The sequence below is a fragment of the Cytobacillus sp. FSL H8-0458 genome, from assembly GCF_038002165.1.
Classification (GTDB): domain Bacteria; phylum Bacillota; class Bacilli; order Bacillales; family Cytobacillaceae; genus Cytobacillus.
Map to the genome: position 1 here is coordinate 213,150 of NZ_JBBOBR010000001.1, position 19,570 is coordinate 232,719.

Consider the following 19,570-nt stretch of genomic DNA (forward strand, 5'->3'; position numbering starts at 1 on the left):
AAGGGGTTCTGTACATGTTTGACATCTATATGACACGGCTGCATGAATTCACGGTGGTTCTGTATGCCTTATGTGTCTTATTATATTTTATTGATTTTCTTCATCATAACCGGAAGGCGAATAGAATTGCCTTCTGGTTACTTGCATTTGTATGGGTGCTTCAAACGGTGTTCCTAATACTTTATATGATTAATACAGGAAGGTTTCCCGTATTGACCATTTTTGAGGGCCTGTATTTTTATGCCTGGGTTCTTATTACTCTTTCCTTGGGAATTAACAGGCTGCTCAGAGTTGATTTTATCGTCTTTTTTACAAATGTTCTTGGCTTTATCATAATGGCTATCCATACATTCGCACCTGTGCAGATTGATTCGGCTGTCAAAGCGCAGCAGCTTATATCAGAATTGCTGCTGATTCATATAACGGTTGCGATACTTTCATATGGGGCCTTTTCGCTATCATTCGTTTTTTCATTGCTGTATCTTATTCAATATGATTTGCTGAAAAGGAAAAAGTGGGGAACGAGGCTGCTCCGGATAACGGATTTGTCAAAGCTTGAACATATGTCCTATGTATTAAATGTAATCGGTGTACCTATGCTGATGATAAGTTTAATTTTAGGCATCCAGTGGGCATACATTAAACTGCCGCATATGGTCTGGTATGACTCTAAGGTAATCGGTTCATTCATTGTCCTCGCTTTATATAGTATTTATCTCTATATGAAAGTCGGAAAGGGCTTATATGGAAAATCTTTAGCACTCTGGAATTTAGCATCATTTTTAATTGTATTAATTAACTTCTTTTTATTTGGCAAACTTTCATCTTTCCATTTTTGGTATTCATAGAAAAGCGGAGGCGGCTGTTCAGCTGCCAGACATAATTGCAGGAGGCTGTCATGAGAAAAATTATCGTAGGTTCAAGACGAAGCAAGCTGGCATTAACCCAGACCAACTGGGTGATCAGCCAATTGAAAAACATTGATCCATCCTATGAGTTTGAAGTGAAGGAAATTGTCACTAAAGGTGATAAAATTCTTGATGTTACTCTTTCAAAAGTCGGAGGAAAAGGTTTATTCGTAAAGGAAATAGAACAGGCCATGCTTGATGAAGAAATTGATATGGCTGTACATAGCATGAAGGATATGCCTGCTGTTCTTCCGGAAGGTCTGACAATCGGAAGCATTCCTGAAAGAGAAGACTATCGGGATGCACTCATTTCAAAAGGACATATCAAACTGAATGACTTAAAGCCGGGATCTGTAATTGGAACAAGCAGCCTGCGCAGAGGGGCACAGCTGCTTGCGCAGCGTCCGGACCTGGAGATTAAGTGGATCAGAGGAAACATAGATACCAGATTATCCAAACTGGAAACAGAAGAATATGATGCGATCATTCTTGCGGCAGCAGGTCTATCCAGGATGGGCTGGGCATCGGATGTTGTTACGGAATTCCTGGAGCCGGAAATATGTGTGCCGGCTGTTGGCCAGGGAGCACTTTCCATAGAGTGCCGTGAAAGTGATAAGGAGCTTCGGGCATTGCTGGATAAATTCACATGCACTGAGACGAACCAGACTGTACGTGCAGAGCGTGCGTTCCTGCATAAGATGGAAGGCGGCTGCCAGGTTCCGATTGCAGGGTTTGCAACAATTAATGAAACAGGGGAAATGGAATTAACAGGACTTGTAGGTTCTCCGGATGGAAAAGTGATTTATAAGGAGACACTGACAGGTTCAAACCCGGAAGAGCTTGGCGTAAAGGTGGCTGTTAAGTTAACCGAACAGGGAGCTAAAGAACTTATCGACAGGGTAAAAGAGGAGCTTGACGGGCAATGAAACGCACTTCCCCTTTAGAAGGCATGAATGTTCTGGTGCCAAGAGGGAAAAAACAGGCTCAGTCCTTTTCAGCTCTTATCCGAAGCTATGGGGGGATGCCGGTTGAGATCCCCCTGATTGCTTTCGAGCCTTTGCGGAATATAGCTTTATTTCAGGCCCATAAGGAAATTCATACTTATGACTGGGTGATATTCACCAGCAAAACTGCTGTAGATGCTTTTTTTGAGAATTTTAGTCTAAGCAGCCCTTTCCCTAAAATAGCAGTTATCGGTGAGAAAACAAAAAAAATGCTTGCTGATAAGGGATTAAAGGTGCAGTTTGTGCCCGGAGAATATGTTGCTGAAGGGTTTGTTGAGGATTTTTTGCCATTAGTGGAAAAAGGGATGAAGGTATTGATCCCTAAAGGAAATCTGGCACGTGACTATATCGCAGCATCTCTCTCAGAAAAGGGTGCAAATGTTGATGAAATCATTGTTTATAAAACTGTTTTTCCACGTGAAAGCATCATTCTGTTAAGAGATCAGCTTTCAGGAAAAGGGTTAGACATTCTTCCTTTTACCAGTCCTTCCACAGTGGATCATTTTATGGGGGCTATTAAGGAGCTTGGATTTCAGAATGCTGTGAAAGATAGTGTGGTTGGCTGCATCGGCCCTGTGACTAAAGAACGTGCAGAGGAATATGGCCTGCAGGTACATGCAGTTCCGGAAGAATATACAGTACATAGCATGCTTAAGAGCATTATTAAATACTTAGCAGAAACCAGGAGGGAAAACTGATGGATCTTCAATTTAACAGGCATAGACGCCTTCGTAAAAGTCCGAATATGAGAGCGCTTATCCGTGAAAACTTCTTGCGTACAGAGGATTTAATTTATCCGATTTTCGTGGCAGAAGGAGAAGGCATTAAAAGAGAAATACCTTCAATGCCGGGCATCTTCAACTTATCGCTGGATCATCTGGAAGAGGAGATGGACGAAGTTGTTTCTCTTGGAATAAAGTCCGTTCTTTTATTTGGAATTCCTAAAGAGAAGGATGCTTGCGGGCAGCAGGCTTATCATGATCATGGAATCGTACAGGAAGCTACAAGATTTATTAAAGCTAAATATCCGGAAATCATCATTATTGCTGATACTTGCCTTTGCGAGTATACCGACCATGGCCATTGCGGTTTGATTGAAAATGGAGAAGTGCTGAATGATGCATCTCTGGAACTGCTTGTACAGACGGCTGTAAGCCAGGCTAAAGCAGGAGCAGACATTATTGCCCCTTCAAATATGATGGATGGGTTTACAGCAGCTATCCGGGCAGGTCTTGATGAAGCTGGATTTGAAGATATCCCTGTTATGTCTTATGCAGTTAAATATGCATCTGCATTCTATGGTCCTTTCCGTGATGCAGCTGACAGCACACCGCAATTTGGCGACCGGAAAGCATATCAGATGGATCCTGCCAACCGCATGGAAGCAATGCGCGAAGCTGAATCTGATTTAATGGAAGGGGCAGACTTCCTGATTGTTAAACCAGGAATGCCTTATTTGGACATTGTACGGGACGTTAAGAACAACATCAATCTTCCAATTGTGATTTATAATGTGAGCGGTGAATATTCAATGGTTAAAGCTGCGGCACAAAACGGCTGGATCGATGAACAGAAAATAGTTATGGAAATGCTTACAGGCATGAAGCGTGCAGGAAGTGATTTAATTATTACTTACCATGCAAAAGATGCGGCAAGGTGGATTAAGGAACAAGGCTAAAACTATAGACCGTTAGGTATTGAAAACTTCTTATTAAATAGAAAAGAGGGATGACATGCGCTCATATGAAAAATCCAACAAGGCTTTTAAAGAGGCAAGTGAATTGATGCCTGGAGGAGTAAACTCTCCTGTACGTGCCTTTAAATCAGTTAATATGGATCCCATTTTTATGGAACGCGGACGCGGCTCTAAAATCTACGATATCGATGGCAATGAATATATCGATTATGTATTGTCCTGGGGCCCATTAATTCTGGGCCATACTAATGAACGTGTGGTCGAGGGTATTAAGAAGGTAGCTGAAATGGGGACAAGTTTCGGTGCTCCTACTGAAATTGAAAATGAGCTTGCTAAGCTTGTAATTGAACGCGTCCCATCCATAGAAGTGGTGCGGATGGTTTCTTCCGGAACAGAAGCTACCATGAGTGCTTTAAGACTTGCCCGAGGATATACCGGCCGAAATAAAATCATGAAATTTGAAGGCTGCTATCATGGCCACGGCGATTCCCTTTTAATCAAAGCTGGCTCCGGTGTAGCAACTCTGGGGCTGCCTGACAGTCCGGGAGTTCCTGAAGGTGTTGCTAAAAACACAATTACAGTTCCTTATAATGACCTTGATAGCGTAAGATATGCCTTTGAGCAATTCGGAGATGATATTGCAGGTGTGATTGTGGAGCCGGTAGCTGGAAATATGGGAGTCGTTCCTCCACAGCCGGGCTTCCTTGAAGGCTTAAGGGAAATTACAGAACAAAACGGATCCTTGCTTATTTTTGATGAAGTAATGACCGGATTCCGAGTTGGCTACAATTGTGCGCAGGGCTACTTTGGGGTGACACCGGATATTACATGTCTTGGAAAAGTTATTGGCGGCGGTCTCCCAGTTGGTGCATATGGCGGAAAAGCGGAAATTATGAAGCAGATTGCACCAAGCGGTCCAATTTATCAGGCAGGGACATTATCAGGAAATCCTCTTGCCATGACAGCCGGTTTCGAAACTTTAAGCCAGCTGACACCGGATTCATACCAAGAATTTGAAAGAAAAGCGGACAGACTGGAAGAAGGGCTTAAAGCAGCTGCTGAAAAATATAATATCCCGCACACCATTAACCGTGCCGGATCCATGATCGGCATCTTCTTTACAAATGATGACGTTATTAACTATGAAAAAGCCAAAACATCCAACCTGGAATTCTTTGCTGAATACTACAGGGAAATGGCAAACCAGGGAGTGTTCCTGCCGCCATCCCAATTCGAAGGACTCTTCCTCTCAACTGCCCACACAGATGAGGATATCGAAAAAACAATCTTGGCTGCTGAACAGGCATTCTCCAAATTAAAATAAGCATAACCTGACACTCATCATATATGATGAGTGTTTTTGTATTTATCTTGTCGTTATGTATCATGAAAGGTGTTTCCCTTTGCTGGTATATGGGAGCACGAGGTTCTGACTAGCCTTCCCGGATTTTAGCTTGTTCTGTCAGAAGGCAACATGAACATCGGACACACAAACTCTGATTTCTGCTTTCTTTGTCCGAAGGTGCACCAATTTCAGACTCACAAACACAGACTCAGCTTTTCTTGTCTGAAGACACACCAATCTCAGACTCCATTACTCTGTATATTCCAAGAACCTTTTTTAAATTAGTCATATTCCCCTTAAAGCGCTATTTTTCTAATCATAAAGTATCTTCATCCCTCATAGGATTGTTAATGACATAGTGATTAAACGCAAAGATTCGAAGGGAGGAGTCGCTTTGTCTCAGGGGAATCCATCGTGCTTACGATTTTCTTTAGAAGAATCAGTATGGTTTCAAAAAGGACAGGAAGTATCAGACCTGATTTCCATCTCGTTAGACCCCAATATAACAATTCAGGAAAGTGATCAATATGTAACAATCCAGGGAGCACTGGAACTGGCGGGTGAGTATAGACGCAGCGATGAAGAAGCATCCGAGGAAGAACAAGAGGATTTTGCAGTTACCAAATTCGTTCAGACCATCGAAGAACGGGGAGAAGGAATTTGTGAATTCAAACACTATTTTCCTGTCGATATCACCATTCCGAATAATAGAATCCAAAGCATTTACGATATTGACGTTGCGGTAGAGTCCTTCGATTATGTTCTGCCGGAAAGAAGCTGTATGAAGCTGACAGCTAATTTAACCATAACTGGACTATATGGTGATCAGCAGCATGTGCCTGTTCAAGTATGGGAGGAAGAAACTGAACCCGAAACTGAAACTGAAGAATTAGAGCCTCTGTACAGATCTCCTGAAGCGGTGGAGGAGACAGAGGAAGAAGAGCCAATTCTGCAGGAACGGCCATCTTATCAGCAGGAAGAACAGGAGGAAGAAAGGGAGGAACAGGTATCCGCTGAACAGGTATTCGCTGGTGCCGAGGAAGATATACGGGAAGAGGAACAGCAGGAAGAGCAGCTGGAAACAGCTGAAGTATATATTCCATTTGAGGCAGAAGCAAGAAAGCAACCTGAAGCGGAAGAACAGGAAGTCATTAAACCGGCAGTGACGGCAGCACTTGAAGTAATACAAGAGCAGCCACAAGAAGAACAGACGCAGAAAACTGCGCCGGAAATATCGTTCTCTTCTCAGCGCAGTGAAGAGGAAACACCGCCAACTGCACAGGAAATTTATCAAATGACGGAAGCATCTGAATCAGATAGCCCCTCTTTTGAAAAGAAACCTGTCCAGGCAGCTGCACAGGAAAGTGGTGAGGAAACAGAGGAATCATCATCCTCTTCAGAACTGGAAGCTAAGAAAAAGAAACTCTCCAAAAAGAAAAGCATGTCGTTAACGGAGTTTTTTGCCCGCAAGGAAGAGTCAGAAGAACATGTTAAACTCAAGGTTTGCATTGTGCAGAATGGCGACACAATTGATGCCATTGCTGAAAGATATGATATACCGGCCCAGCAGCTATTAAGGGTGAATCATCTGGAAATTAATCAGGATATTTATGAAGGGCAAGTGCTGTACATTCCTGTTGCGGTAGCCCATTAAAAGGTTAAAAGGCTGAGCAGGTATTGATAACCCGCTCAGCTATTTTCGTTTTACCAACATATATTTTTTTCATTCTGGAAAGTGAGTGGTTAAGGTGGAAGAAAAAAATCGGCTGCAGAAAGTCTCTCCCATTTTAAATCATTATTCATTAGAGCCGCATTTTGTAGAGGATTTTGGGAGAGTTCAGAAGATTTACAGCAGTAAAGGCGTGTTTGCTTTGAAGAAAATAAAGCCTCAGCTTGGAGCGGATTTCATAAGGCATGTACAAACACTCTTTCAAAAAGGCTATAACAGAATAGTTCCCATTTACCCAACGGTGGACGGAAGGTACGCTGTGCTCCATCAGAATGAATTATTTTATTTAATGCCCTGGATGTCTAATGAGGAAAAGGAGGACAGATTTGAGCGGCATCAGCAGATGATTAGGGAATTGGCAAGACTGCACACATTGTCTTCAAGGGAAGTTCCTATAAAAAAGGAAGACCGTACCGAACATTACGAAAATACCTTACAGGAATGGGAGAAAGAAAAGGAGTTTTTGGAGGGATTCATCGAAGCCTGCGAAAGAAAAGAGTATATGTCTCCTTTTGAACTAATGTTTTCCCTATATTACCATGATGTCAGCCAGGCACTAAAATTCTCCACAAACAAATTTAAAGATTGGTATGAAAAAACAAAGGAAAGTGAGAAAGCACGTACGGTCATCATTCATGGAAAAGTTTCAACTGAACATTTTCTATACGATGATAGGGGATATGGCTACTTCACAAATTTCGAAAATGCAAGACAGGGGTCGCCGCTCCATGATTTATTACCGTTTTTATCAAGAACCCTGAAAACATATCCAAAAAGATCGGAAGAATGTGTAGAATGGATTTACACTTATATGAAGTACTTTCCCTTCAGGGATGACGAGATGCTGCTGTTTCAAAGCTACTTTGCTCATCCGGGTCCTATTATCAAAGCTTGCGAACAATATTATAAAGGGGAAGGAAAGAGAGGAGAAAGAAAGGCTGTCCAGCATCTGCAAAGGCAGTATTGGCTTTTGAAAAATATTGAATATGCTGTTATGTGAATCGATGAGATTGAGAGGCAAAAACAGGAAGAAAAAGCGGCAGCAGAAGCTCAAGCACAGGAAGGAGCCCAAAGCTGAAGGATGCGGGCTCCTAAACCAATTGAAGATGAAAGGCGATAGCGATCAGGATGAACAGCGAAAGCAGCAGTACATCGAAGGTAGTAGGCAATAATATTGTTCTTATGCCTTGAAAAACACAGAACGGGATAATGAATTGTGCACATACATTCCTGAAAGTTCTTAACCAGGGAGGCAGTGTGTATGGATTATATTTTCTTCTCATTTGTGCATACCCCTTTCCCCAATGTTATTATATATCCTATGATTAATTTTTCCGTAAAGTGCCTATTTTCATTTTTTTTCTATAACGTCCACGCACCAGGCAATGAATAAGGGCAAATTTATTAGCACTCTAATAGAGACGGTGAATAATATATAAAAAACTGGGGTATCCTTATTGACTATACCAGTATTTTTTCGGTAGTATATTTTATATATAACTTTATATCGATGCTAGGACAGGGAAGAGTACAATGGCCATTTGCCTTTTTAGAGAGGAAACCAGCAGCTGAAAGGTTATCCAGGCAGAACCGTTGGAAGGTCGCCCTAGAGCATCTTTTGCGAAAGGCTTAAGCCAAGTAGTAAAAGACGGGAAATCCGTTATCTGGTTAAGTGTCAACCACTATAAGAATGTCTTTCCCGGATTTTCTTTATTGGTTGAAAAAAAGGTGGTACCGCGAAGCAAACTCCATTCGTCCTTTTATGGCGAGTGGAGTTTTTTATTTTTGCTGATTGCTTTTAGAAAGGAAGAATGACATATGGATAACAATGAATTATCAATGCCGACGAAATATGATCCGCAGGCGATTGAAAAAGGAAGATATGACTGGTGGCTGGAAGGGAAGTTCTTTGAAGCAAAAGATGACAAAACGAAGCAGCCGTATACTATTGTGATTCCGCCTCCGAACGTAACAGGAAAACTTCATCTCGGCCATGCATGGGATACGACGCTGCAGGATATCCTCACCCGAATGAAGCGTATGCAGGGATACGATGTTTTATGGCTTCCTGGTATGGACCATGCAGGTATCGCCACTCAGGCAAAGGTTGAAGAAAAGCTGCGCAATGATGGCAAAAGCCGCTATGATTTAGGCCGTGAAAAATTTGTGGAAGAAACATGGAAATGGAAAGAGGAATATGCCAGCCATATCCGCCAGCAATGGTCAAAGCTTGGATTAGGGCTTGATTACAGCCGTGAACGCTTCACCCTTGATGAAGGCTTATCAAAAGCTGTTAGAGAGGTTTTCGTTTCACTATATAATAAAGGATTGATTTACCGCGGCGAGTACATCATCAACTGGGATCCGTCTACGAAAACAGCGCTTTCTGATATCGAAGTTATATATAAGGATGTTCAAGGTGCTTTCTACCATATGAGATATCCACTGACAGACGGTTCGGGACATATCGAAATTGCCACTACACGCCCTGAAACGATGCTTGGGGATACAGCTGTAGCAGTACACCCGGAAGATGACCGTTATAAGCATTTGATCGGCAAGACGGTTAAACTGCCGATCATAGGACGGGAAATTCCAATTATTGCTGATGATTATGTTGAAATGGACTTCGGGTCAGGTGCAGTAAAAATTACACCGGCTCATGACCCAAACGATTTCGAAATTGGAAACCGCCACAATCTTGAAAGAATCCTTGTAATGAATGAAGACGGCACGATGAACACGAGAGCCGGTAAATACCAGGGTATGGACCGCTTTGAATGCCGCAAGCAGATCGTAAAGGACCTTCAGGAAGAAGGAGTACTTTTCAAAATTGAAGAGCATATGCATTCTGTGGGCCATTCAGAGCGCAGCGGTGCAGTAGTTGAACCATACCTTTCAACACAATGGTTTGTAAAAATGCAGCCTCTTGCGGATGAAGCCATCGCGCTTCAAGATAAAGAGGAAAAAGTGAACTTTGTTCCGGAGCGATTTGAAAAAACTTATCTGCGCTGGATGGAAAATATCCGTGACTGGTGTATTTCACGACAGCTTTGGTGGGGACACCGCATCCCGGCCTGGTATCACAAGGAGACGGGTGAGGTTTACGTAGGTCATGAAGCTCCTGAAGATAGTGAAAACTGGGAACAGGATAAAGATGTATTAGATACATGGTTCAGTTCAGCATTATGGCCGTTTTCAACGATGGGCTGGCCGGATACTGACTCTGCTGACTTTAAGAGATATTATCCGACTGCGGCCCTTGTAACAGGCTATGACATTATTTTCTTCTGGGTATCACGAATGATTTTCCAGGGGCTCGAATTTACAGGAGAGCGTCCATTCCAGGATGTATTAATTCATGGTCTTGTTCGTGACTCACAGGGACGCAAGATGAGTAAGTCACTTGGAAATGGCGTTGATCCGATGGATGTAATAGACCAGTATGGTGCCGATTCACTCCGCTACTTCCTTTCAACAGGAAGCTCGCCGGGACAGGATCTTCGCTTCACTATGGAAAAGGTAGAGGCAACCTGGAACTTTGCCAATAAAATCTGGAACGCATCCCGTTTTGCTCTAATGAATATGGATGGATTAACATTCGAAGAAATTGATTTAAGCGGTGAAAAGTCTGTTGCTGATAAATGGATATTAACCCGTTTGAATGAAACAATCGAGACTGTTACAAGATTGTCTGACCGCTATGAGTTTGGAGAGGTTGGCCGAGTGCTGTACAACTTCATCTGGGATGATTTCTGCGACTGGTATATTGAAATGGCGAAGCTTCCGCTGTATGGAGAAGATGAGGCTGCCAAGAAAACAACGAGATCCATCCTGGCATATGTTCTGGATAACACAATGCGTCTCCTTCATCCATTTATGCCATTTATCACAGAGGAAATCTGGCAGAACCTTCCTCATTCAGGCGAATCCATTACGGTTGCCCAGTGGCCGGCAGTAAAGGATGAATACACAGACAACCAGGCAGCAAATGAAATGAAGCTGCTTGTTGAAATCATCCGTTCTGTCCGCAACAGCCGTGCTGAAGTGAACACGCCGATGAGCAAGAAGATTAAAATGATGGTAAAGGCTAAGGACCAGGAGATTCTTGCTACACTGGAAAATAACCGTGCCTATATTGAACGCTTCTGTAATCCTGAGGAACTGGTGCTGGCTTTAGAGGTTGAGACACCTGATAAGGCGATGACAGCAGTTGTGACTGGTGCAGAAATTATCCTGCCGCTTGAGGGCCTGATTAATATCGAAGAAGAAGTGGCCAGACTGCAGAAAGAATGGGATAAATTAAATAAAGAAGTAGAACGTGTTCAAAAGAAACTTTCAAACGAAGGCTTCATTAAAAAAGCGCCTGAAAAGGTAATTGAAGAAGAGAAAGCAAAAGAACAAGACTACAGCGAGAAGAGAGCAGCTGTAGAAGCTCGCATTAGAGAGCTAAAAGGAGAATAATTAATAGTTGCGGAAGGCGGGTCCACATCAAGGATTCGTCTTCCTTCCTGTATAACGGAGGTGCATATATATGTTTACTGCTTATGAGGAAGCACTGGAATGGATTCATTCAAGGCTGAGACTGGGGATGAAGCCGGGACTTCAGAGAATGGAATGGATGATGGAAAAACTCGGGCATCCGGAGAGAAGAATTAAGTCTGTTCATATTGGCGGAACGAATGGAAAAGGCTCAACAGTTACGTTTTTAAGATCCATTCTTCAAGAGGCGGGTTATTCGGTCGGGACTTTTACATCGCCATATTTTGAGAATTTTAATGAACGTATTTCCCTAAACGGAACTCCAATTGGAGATGAAGATCTTGTTCAGCTTGCCAATGATATATATTCGCTGGCTGTTGAATTGGAACAGACGGAACTTGGCGGTCCAACTGAGTTTGAAATCATTACTGCCATGGCTTTTCAATATTTTGGTCATGTAAGACCGGTGGATCTTGTATTGTTTGAAGTGGGGCTTGGCGGCAGATATGACTCCACTAACATCATTTATCCCGTGTTATCAATCATAACAAGCATCGGGCTCGATCATACAGCCATACTGGGGGATACATATGAGAAAATCGCTTTTGAAAAAGCGGGAATCATTAAACCTGGAATCAGTGTTATTACCGCTGTCAAACAGGAAGAAGCACTCGCTGTTATCCAAGATAAAGCTTCAGGCCTAAAGGCCCCGATTTATCAGCTGGGGAAGGAATTTGCTATTTCGAATCATAAATCCCTCGTCCAGGGTGAGTTTTTCTCACTTGAGACAGTCTTTCAGGATTTCCGTGATCTTGAGACAGGAATGAGCGGGAAACACCAGACAGAAAATGCTTCCCTTGCTGTAATGGCAGCAGAGCTATTAAATAAGTTTTATTCTTTCTTAATAGATGAAAAACACATAAGAGGCGGATTGAAAACAGCATTCTGGCCTGGCAGATTTGAAATTGTATCTCATGACCCGCTGGTGGTAATAGATGGAGCTCATAATGAAGAAGGTATATCTGCATTAACTGCTGAGCTGGAAAAGCGTTTTGGGGAAAGAAGCAAAAAGATTGTATTTGCTGCGCTGGCTGATAAAAAGCTTGATAAAATGATCAGTAAGCTTGATTCTGCTGCAGACTGCATCACCTTTACAGAATTTAACTTTCCGAGAGCAGCATCAGCTGAAGATTTATATAATCTCAGCAAAAACAGCAGGAAACAATTTCATTCAGATTGGAAAGAGCTATTGGAGACTGAATTGTGCAAATCAGGAAAAAACAGCGTCCTTGTCATAACCGGATCCCTTTACTTCCTCTCAGAAGTGAAGCCTGCTCTTTTGAAACTTTTGGAAAACAATCAATGGAAATATGACAAAAGTTAGAAAATTTGATAAAATGTTTTTATTATCCGACTATTTTCCTGAATAAATTGGAGGAGGGGAAAAAGATAGTTAGTTCACGAGCCAAAAAAATAATATGGTTATTATGGATACTGTTATTTCCCGCAGGTTCCATGCTAACCTATCATTTTTACCCTCCCGGCCTTTCAGGACAGGGAATCAGTTTATTTGCCTTCTTTATTTTAATGTTTCTCGTTTCTTCCATGCCGATGGTTGTCAATAATACACCCATCTTTTTGATTCAATGGGTTTCCATGGCAGTATTCTTAACTTTTGGTCTTCTTGCTGAAATGATCATGGTCCAGATGGGTGTCCTGGTACTTCTTTTAAGACTTAAAATACAGAAAGATCAGCTGTTTCGTCTGCCGCTTAACTCACTTTTGTTCTTTACGGTCTCTTTTTTGAGCGGGCTGGCTTACTTTGCGATGGGAGGCAAAACAGGCATAGATCTAATTGCCAATCCTCAGTATTTCTGGGTTGCGGCCGCCTACCCGGTCATTCACTTTACACTAAATCAGATATTAATCAGCGTAATTCAGGCTGCATTGTACGGCAGGAGAATATCCTTTCTGGAAAAAGACCTTATATGGGAGACAGTCACTTCACTCATAACATTCCCGATTGGCCTTATCCTTTACATACTTTATTCTGAAGTGGGAATTCTTGCACTCCTGTTTGTAGGTGTGCCATTTGTAAGTCTTTCAATCATACTTCATCTTTATTACTCAAGTGAAAAGGTGATTGATTACCTTCAAAAAGCCTCAGAAATAAGCCATCAAATGGCCGAGCGCCTTGATGTGAATGAGGTTATGGAGCTTTTTATTTTGAAATTGAGCGACATGATTCCTGTTGATTATGCCTATATCCTTGATATTAAAGATAATGGTGAACTTCACTCCATTTTCCGGATAGAGCATGAACTAATTAAGCCGAATGATCTTATGCCTACCAAAAAAAATGAGGGAATCAGCGGATTGGTTTTAGATACCAGAAAATCTGCCCTTTTTCATTCGAAAAAGAAATGGAAAAACATTGCTAAGGAATTCTTGCCTGAAGATGCTGAGAGCATCCTTTGTGTTCCGATAGTCCGAAGTAATGAAGTATTGGGGGGTCTGCTGCTTTCCTCAACAAAAAAGAGGGCATATGAAAAGTCGCAGCTCATGATTGTCGATATATTATGTTCGCATTTTGCAATTGCCATTGAGAATGCCAGGCACTATGAAGAAACAAAAGCCAAAAGCGAGCGCTGTGCGTTAACGAAACTATACAATTACCGTTATATTGAAGCGAAACTAAAGGAAGAGTTCAGCAGATTGCAAAATGGTTCAAGGGACCTCCTCTCACTCATCATACTCGATATCGATCATTTTAAAAAAGTGAACGATACTTATGGGCATCAGAGCGGAAATGAAATCCTCTGTGAACTGGCTGATCGGCTGACAAATTTGATTGATACGGCCGGAATTGCTGCCCGGTATGGCGGCGAGGAATTTATTGTCTTGATGCCTGATACCAGCAAGGAAGATGCAATAGGCTGGGCCGAGCTTATCAGGCAGACCATTGCCAACCGTCCATTTATACTCAAACAGAACATCGATGGAAGAAACAGCAGCACAAAAGTATATATAACCGCTTCTATTGGGGTAGCTGCTGCACCCGAAGATGCCGATGATTCACTGGCCCTCATACGCCATGCTGACAGAGCATTATATGTTGGAGCTAAGCGGGCTGGGAGGAATAGGGTTGCGGAATATGTGAAGTAAAATCCTTTTGCCTGTCAAAAGGATTTTTTTATGCAGAAATAAATCCTTTTACTATAAAATATATTGTTTTTATAGTGTATGGATAGTTAGTGATATACATCATTGAAGTTCATAAAGATTGCACATATACTGTTAGTCATATTCAATTGATCTAATTTTTGTTTTACGAATTTTAGAGGAGGGGCAAGCTGCGGGCATATAACAATATTTTGAGGACCCCTATATAAAATAGGGAACCGAGGAAATCAGCTTTCTTTTGCCTGCGCCGACGTGTTAATATTTATGCAAAATCTCTTAATACTATTATTTTTATTTGGTACCATACTTGGATCCTTCTTCAACGTAGTTGGCCTAAGAGTTCCTGAAAATCAATCAATAGTAAAACCGAGGTCACATTGTAAACACTGTAAGCATACTTTATCATATTTGGAGCTTGTCCCAATTCTTTCTTTTGTATTTCTAGGTGGAAAATGCAGGCGCTGTAAGGTGTCAATTTCAGGCTTATATCCGGCAGTAGAGTTTTCGTCAGGTATTTTGTTTGCTGCTGCTCCATTAATTTTAGGGTGGACTTCCGAGTTGATTGTTGCCTGGACACTAATTTCTCTAATGGTCATTATATTTGTATCTGACTATAATTATATGATTATTCCAAATAAAATTCTCTTAGTTTTTGGTGCAATCCTTACAGCAGAACGTATTCTTATTCCTCTTTCTCCTTGGTGGGACAGTTTGGCAGGTGGGATATTTGGTTTTTTAATGCTTTTATTTATAGCTGTAATCAGTAATGGAGGCATGGGTGGAGGTGATATTAAGCTATACTTAGTTATTGGTATCGCTTTAGGTGTGAAGCTTGTTTTGCTTTCGTTTTTTCTAGCCACTTTGTTTGGCGCATTTCTAGGTGGATTAGGTATGCTAATAGGGGTTGTGAAAAAGGGGAAACCAATTCCATTCGGTCCTTTTATTGGTTTGGGAACAATAATTGCATATTTTTATGGAAATGAATTGATAGAATGGTACTTTCAAGCAGTTCTATAGAGATTCTCAGTATTCAAGAAGTTATTGAGTATAAAAATCTGTCATTTTTTCTATTGGCAATGAAGGAATCCCCATAAATAAATTAGATCCTTATTTAATAACAGTTGATTAACTGAAAATCCAAATGAAAAATTTGACGAAATCCTTCCTTAACAAGACGACAAAAGTCTTGTTATTTTTTTTTTTCATTATGTTAGGATGAAAACAATTCAGGAAACGGTGCGGAAGGGAGGATGAGATGTGGACAAGCCTAAAAGCGAAAAAACAATCACGATTAAGATAAATGGCAAGGACCGTCCGTTTCAGGAGAAAAAGGAAGAAATAATGGAAAAAGCATGGGATCTGAGACAGCTGGATAAGCAGAAAAAACAGGAACAAACTGAATTTTTCGCTTCCATACAAACAGCGGCCGGCAAAGAGGCGGATGACAGCTTTGACTGGATTCTTCCTGAGGAAACGGAAGATGCGGATATAAAGGAATATAAAATAGCAGCTCCTCCTAAATCACCAGCTAAAAATGGGCTGAGTACACTGGCCAGGAAATTCCGGGGAAGAAATAAGCAAGGATTCTTAACATCCATTTTTTTTGCTGTCTTTTTTGCTGTTCTGCTGGGGACTAGCTTCGGGTTCATCATGCTAAAACTGGTATTTACTGATCAGGCAGCTGAAACTGTGGCGCCTCCAATTAATGAAACGCCTGCAGCAGAAAATCAGCAGACACATGCTGCAGCAGCAGATTTAGAAACAATTACAACATATGTAGTTCAAGGCGGCGTTTTTTCAAACAGTGAAGCAGCGCAGCAAATCCAGGAAGCCAATTCTCAAAAAGGGATTTATAGCCAATCAATAAAAATGGGAGAGCAGACTTTTCTTTTTTTAGGGGTATCAGGCAGTCTTGATGAGGCCAAGGAAATAGGCGCCGATCTGAAAAGCGAAGGAATTGATGTTTTTGCAAAAGAAGTTGCCTTTGAAGGTAAAGCAATTGCAGGGATGAATGCCGAAGAGAAAAAAATGGCTGAAAAGGCTCCTGCTTTATATCAAAGCCTTTCAGAAGGTGCAGCCAGTGCCTCTCTCGGCAGCTCTATAACTCCAGAAACGGCTGAGAAAATAGAAAGCCACATCAAGACAGTGAATGAACTTAAGGCCGATCAAATTCAAAATAAGAGCCTGATTTCAGTTAGAGAAGAACTATTGAATGCTTCAAAGCAAATAGACATATACCAGCAGTCAGGTGATGCTGAATCAGCAGGTAAAATTCAGGAGCACCTGCTGGGGTTTCTTGCAGCTTATCAGTCACTGCTTCAGTCAGGCGGGCAGTAAGGACCCGGCATATTGTGCCATAATGTTATCCGATTCGAATATTTTCTGGGAAATATCACATATTAAGTGGAGTCTGTTCGGGAAATTTAGACAGACTCTTTCTTTTTGTCATTATTCGATATTTTATGATGAAAATTTCGTAAATTACTTCTTTAAAATTGTTTGTCTGGCATTTTTTTGATACGATTAACCTGTATCTCCCAATTTGATACAATAAAGGTAAGGTGATTATATGCAAAACCTCATTTTAGCCTCTTCTTCCCCGCGGCGAAAAGAACTTCTTGAAAATCTTCATTTGCAATTTGAAGTCTCCAGCAGTGATGTCGATGAAAGTTTTGATCCAGTGCTGAAACCAGGAGAGATCGTGAAGGAGCTTGCCCATAGAAAGGCAAAGGCTGTATTTAATAACCATCCTGATTCATATGTAATTGGATCAGATACAGTTGTTGTTAAGGAAGGCACTGTTTTAGGAAAGCCAGGCAGCAGCAAGGAAGCCTTCACTATGCTGAAAAGTCTGTCTGGAACCACTCATTCTGTTTACACAGGTGTATCCATCATGACGCCTGAAAAAAATGCAATTACATTTTATGAAAAAACCGATGTGGTGTTCTGGGAGTTAACAGATGAAGAAATTAACTCTTATATTGGCACCGGTGAACCCTTTGACAAGGCAGGGGCATATGGGATACAAGGCATTGGCAGCATGCTTGTAAAAAGTATAAGCGGAGATTATTTCTCTGTTGTCGGTCTTCCTGTCTCCAGAACGGTTCGTGAACTGAGGAAAGCGGGGTATTCGCTTCCTTAATATACTTCATTCATCTTCAGCTCCCTGACCCCAAAGTTTAGGGAGGACAATATGCAAACAGATTCTCTATTAATTAAAGATTTCCCACAGGATGAGCGCCCTCGTGAGCGCTTTGTCCAAAATGGTCCAGAGAGCTTGTCCAATCATGAGCTGATAGCGATATTACTCAGAACAGGCACGAAAGATGAATCTGTTCTGCAATTAGCCAATAGGCTTCTTACCCATTTTGAAGGACTTCGGCTGTTAAAGGATGCATCCCTGGATGAAATAACAGCCATTAAAGGAATAGGATCGGCAAAGGCAATTCAAGTGCTGGCAGCAGTTGAAATTGGCCGGAGGATTTCAAAGCTCACATATGATGACAGATATATTATCCGTTCGCCTGAGGATGGGGCAAATTATGTCATGCATGAAATGCGATTTTTGTCTCAGGAACATTTTGTATGCCTTTATTTAAATACAAAAAATCAGGTGCTTCATAAGCAGACCATCTTTATTGGGAGCCTGAACGCTTCAATTGTTCATCCCAGAGAGGTCTTTAAGGAGGCATTTCGCAGATCGGCTGCGTCGATCATCTGCATTCATAATCATCCGAGCGGCGATCCGACTCCAAGCAGGGAAGACATTGAAGTAACCAAAAGACTTGCAGAGTCCGGAAAAATAATCGGCATCGATGTGCTGGACCATCTGATCATCGGTGAAAATAAATTTGTCAGTTTAAAGGAAAAAGGGTATTTATAACACTATGTTTTTGTTTGACGTTACGCTATAATATTGGTTATGATTTTTGAGATGCCTTGCATTTTGGAGGCGGATTGTACTAGAAAAATAAAAGAAAATTCCATTAAAATACCTTACTTAGGAAAATGAGCAATTTGTATCAGAAAGGGAGATACCATTTATGTTTGGAATCGGTACTAGAGACCTTGGAATAGATTTAGGAACAGCTAATACACTTGTCTATGTTAAAGGAAAAGGAATTGTTGTCAGAGAGCCGTCAGTAGTGGCACTGCAGACAGATACTAAAAATATTGTAGCCGTCGGAAATGACGCTAAAAATATGATCGGCCGTACTCCCGGCAATATTGTTGCGCTGCGTCCAATGAAGGATGGCGTTATTGCGGATTATGAGACCACCGCTGTCATGATGAAATATTATATAAAACAAGCCAATAAAAATAAGGGTTTCTTCTCAGGGAAGCCGTATGTAATGGTTTGTGTGCCATCAGGCATTACAGCCGTTGAAGAGCGCGCTGTTGTCGATGCAACCCGCCAGGCAGGCGCCCGGGATGCTTATACCATCGAAGAGCCGTTTGCCGCAGCAATCGGAGCTAATCTGCCTGTTTGGGAACCTACAGGAAGCATGGTAGTTGATATTGGTGGAGGAACTACTGAAGTAGCGATCATTTCCTTGGGCGGAATTGTTACTAGCCAATCGATCCGCATTGCCGGTGATGAAATGGATGATGCGATTATCAATTATATCCGCAAAAATTACAACCTGATGATCGGTGACCGTACAGCAGAAACAATTAAAGTGGAGGTAGGCTCTGCCGGTGATCCGGAAGGCGTCGAAAACATGGAAATTCGCGGGCGCGATCTGTTGACAGGCTTGCCAAAAACAATTGAAATTACTGCTGAAGAAATCTCAAAAGCATTGAATGATACAGTATATGCGATTGTGGATGCAGTAAAAAATACTCTTGAAAAAACCCCTCCTGAACTGGCAGCAGATATTATGGACCGGGGCATTGTCCTGACTGGCGGAGGAGCGCTTTTGCGCAATCTGGACAAGGTGATCAGCGAAGAAACGAAAATGCCTGTCCTTATTGCAGAAAACCCATTGGACTGTGTTGCAATAGGTACCGGAAAAGCTCTTGACCATATCGATTTATTCAAAACAAAAGCTAAAGAATCCAGATAATAGAGTTCTGAATAAGTAAAATAATAAAGCCCATTCACTTCTTTAAAGTGTATGGGCTCAAATTTGGTTTTTTATTGAGCTTCAAATGATATCTTTGCAGATATATGTTATATTTTGTTGAGCAGTGCCTAAATGGCACATGATTTCCTGAAAAAAT

The 19,570-nt window shown here is 41.6% G+C and carries 15 protein-coding genes, 1 pseudogene and 1 other annotated feature; of the genes and pseudogenes, 15 read left to right on the top strand and 1 reads right to left on the bottom strand.

Translation table 11 applies throughout. The features are described from left to right. Positions 1–14: 14 nt before the first annotated feature. The 7 genes and pseudogenes from NYE23_RS00965 (at position 15) to ysxE (ending at position 7,760) form a co-directional block, all read left to right on the top strand. A complete protein-coding gene (locus tag NYE23_RS00965; RefSeq protein WP_035332624.1) occupies positions 15–848 on the top strand; it encodes a cytochrome c biogenesis protein in 834 nt (277 codons plus the stop codon). A gap of 50 nt (positions 849–898) precedes the next feature. Next, a complete protein-coding gene (gene hemC / locus NYE23_RS00970) occupies positions 899–1,834 on the top strand; it encodes a hydroxymethylbilane synthase (protein WP_341074869.1) in 936 nt (311 codons plus the stop codon). Further along, positions 1,831–2,610 carry a uroporphyrinogen-III synthase gene (locus tag NYE23_RS00975; RefSeq protein WP_341074871.1) on the top strand — a complete coding sequence of 260 codons (780 nt, stop codon included), beginning with the start codon at positions 1,831–1,833 and terminating at the stop codon, positions 2,608–2,610. Before hemC ends, NYE23_RS00975 begins: the two co-directional genes overlap by 4 nt. Then, a complete protein-coding gene (gene hemB, locus NYE23_RS00980) occupies positions 2,610–3,590 on the top strand; it encodes a porphobilinogen synthase (RefSeq protein ID WP_341074872.1) in 981 nt (326 codons plus the stop codon). The genes NYE23_RS00975 and hemB overlap by 1 nt, the downstream gene beginning before the upstream one ends. A 55-nt stretch (positions 3,591–3,645) precedes the next feature. Then, a complete protein-coding gene (gene hemL / locus NYE23_RS00985) occupies positions 3,646–4,932 on the top strand; it encodes a glutamate-1-semialdehyde 2,1-aminomutase (protein ID WP_341074873.1) in 1,287 nt (428 codons plus the stop codon). 415 nt (positions 4,933–5,347) lie between these two features. Next, positions 5,348–6,607: a stage VI sporulation protein D gene (gene spoVID, locus NYE23_RS00990; protein ID WP_341074874.1), complete on the top strand. Its 1,260-nt coding sequence runs from the start codon at positions 5,348–5,350 to the stop codon at positions 6,605–6,607. A 94-nt stretch (positions 6,608–6,701) separates the two neighbouring features. Further along, positions 6,702–7,760 (top strand): annotated as a pseudogene (gene ysxE / locus NYE23_RS00995) (spore coat protein YsxE). A 13-nt stretch (positions 7,761–7,773) separates the two neighbouring features. Here the strand turns inward: ysxE and NYE23_RS01000 are convergent. After that, a complete protein-coding gene (locus NYE23_RS01000) occupies positions 7,774–7,965 on the bottom strand; it encodes a hypothetical protein (RefSeq protein ID WP_019380294.1) in 192 nt (63 codons plus the stop codon). Between the two features lie 223 nt (positions 7,966–8,188). Continuing rightward, positions 8,189–8,445: a binding site (T-box leader), on the top strand. A 55-nt stretch (positions 8,446–8,500) separates the two neighbouring features. Between NYE23_RS01000 and NYE23_RS01005 the strand changes: the two genes are divergently transcribed. The 8 genes from NYE23_RS01005 to NYE23_RS01040 all read left to right on the top strand — a co-directional run bounded on the left by NYE23_RS01005 (position 8,501) and on the right by NYE23_RS01040 (position 19,413). Beyond that, a complete protein-coding gene (locus NYE23_RS01005) occupies positions 8,501–11,146 on the top strand; it encodes a valine--tRNA ligase (RefSeq protein ID WP_341074875.1) in 2,646 nt (881 codons plus the stop codon). A gap of 70 nt (positions 11,147–11,216) precedes the next feature. Beyond that, a complete protein-coding gene (locus NYE23_RS01010) occupies positions 11,217–12,548 on the top strand; it encodes a bifunctional folylpolyglutamate synthase/dihydrofolate synthase (protein WP_341074876.1) in 1,332 nt (443 codons plus the stop codon). Between the two features lie 131 nt (positions 12,549–12,679). Continuing rightward, positions 12,680–14,329: a sensor domain-containing diguanylate cyclase gene (locus NYE23_RS01015; RefSeq protein WP_341074877.1), complete on the top strand. Its 1,650-nt coding sequence runs from the start codon at positions 12,680–12,682 to the stop codon at positions 14,327–14,329. A gap of 282 nt (positions 14,330–14,611) precedes the next feature. Then, positions 14,612–15,364 (top strand): prepilin peptidase, encoded by a 753-nt coding sequence (locus NYE23_RS01020; RefSeq protein ID WP_341074879.1) that lies wholly within the window; start codon positions 14,612–14,614, stop codon positions 15,362–15,364. A 240-nt stretch (positions 15,365–15,604) separates the two neighbouring features. Further along, entirely contained in the window at positions 15,605–16,684 is a 1,080-nt protein-coding gene (locus NYE23_RS01025) for a hypothetical protein (RefSeq protein WP_341074880.1), read from the top strand. A 232-nt stretch (positions 16,685–16,916) separates the two neighbouring features. After that, positions 16,917–17,489 carry a Maf family protein gene (locus NYE23_RS01030; RefSeq protein WP_341074881.1) on the top strand — a complete coding sequence of 191 codons (573 nt, stop codon included), beginning with the start codon at positions 16,917–16,919 and terminating at the stop codon, positions 17,487–17,489. Positions 17,490–17,540: 51 nt separating this feature from the next. Next, positions 17,541–18,230: a RadC family protein gene (radC, locus tag NYE23_RS01035; protein ID WP_048011002.1), complete on the top strand. Its 690-nt coding sequence runs from the start codon at positions 17,541–17,543 to the stop codon at positions 18,228–18,230. Between the two features lie 160 nt (positions 18,231–18,390). Continuing rightward, positions 18,391–19,413 (top strand): rod shape-determining protein, encoded by a 1,023-nt coding sequence (locus tag NYE23_RS01040; protein WP_035331317.1) that lies wholly within the window; start codon positions 18,391–18,393, stop codon positions 19,411–19,413. The last annotated feature ends 157 nt before the right edge of the window (positions 19,414–19,570 follow it).

Excerpts from the sequence above, each read along its gene's own strand:
- NYE23_RS00965 (WP_035332624.1), top strand. The coding sequence starts at position 15 with ATGTTTGACATCTATATGACACGGCTGCATGAATTCACGGTGGTTCTG.
- hemC (WP_341074869.1), top strand. The coding sequence starts at position 899 with ATGAGAAAAATTATCGTAGGTTCAAGACGAAGCAAGCTGGCATTAACC.
- NYE23_RS00975 (WP_341074871.1), top strand. The coding sequence starts at position 1,831 with ATGAAACGCACTTCCCCTTTAGAAGGCATGAATGTTCTGGTGCCAAGA.
- hemB (WP_341074872.1), top strand. The coding sequence starts at position 2,610 with ATGGATCTTCAATTTAACAGGCATAGACGCCTTCGTAAAAGTCCGAAT.
- hemL (WP_341074873.1), top strand. The coding sequence starts at position 3,646 with ATGCGCTCATATGAAAAATCCAACAAGGCTTTTAAAGAGGCAAGTGAA.
- NYE23_RS01000 (WP_019380294.1), bottom strand. The coding sequence starts at position 7,965 with ATGAGAAGAAAATATAATCCATACACACTGCCTCCCTGGTTAAGAACT.
- NYE23_RS01005 (WP_341074875.1), top strand. The coding sequence starts at position 8,501 with ATGGATAACAATGAATTATCAATGCCGACGAAATATGATCCGCAGGCG.
- NYE23_RS01010 (WP_341074876.1), top strand. The coding sequence starts at position 11,217 with ATGTTTACTGCTTATGAGGAAGCACTGGAATGGATTCATTCAAGGCTG.
- NYE23_RS01015 (WP_341074877.1), top strand. The coding sequence starts at position 12,680 with ATGCTAACCTATCATTTTTACCCTCCCGGCCTTTCAGGACAGGGAATC.
- NYE23_RS01020 (WP_341074879.1), top strand. The coding sequence starts at position 14,612 with ATGCAAAATCTCTTAATACTATTATTTTTATTTGGTACCATACTTGGA.
- NYE23_RS01030 (WP_341074881.1), top strand. The coding sequence starts at position 16,917 with ATGCAAAACCTCATTTTAGCCTCTTCTTCCCCGCGGCGAAAAGAACTT.
- radC (WP_048011002.1), top strand. The coding sequence starts at position 17,541 with ATGCAAACAGATTCTCTATTAATTAAAGATTTCCCACAGGATGAGCGC.
- NYE23_RS01040 (WP_035331317.1), top strand. The coding sequence starts at position 18,391 with ATGTTTGGAATCGGTACTAGAGACCTTGGAATAGATTTAGGAACAGCT.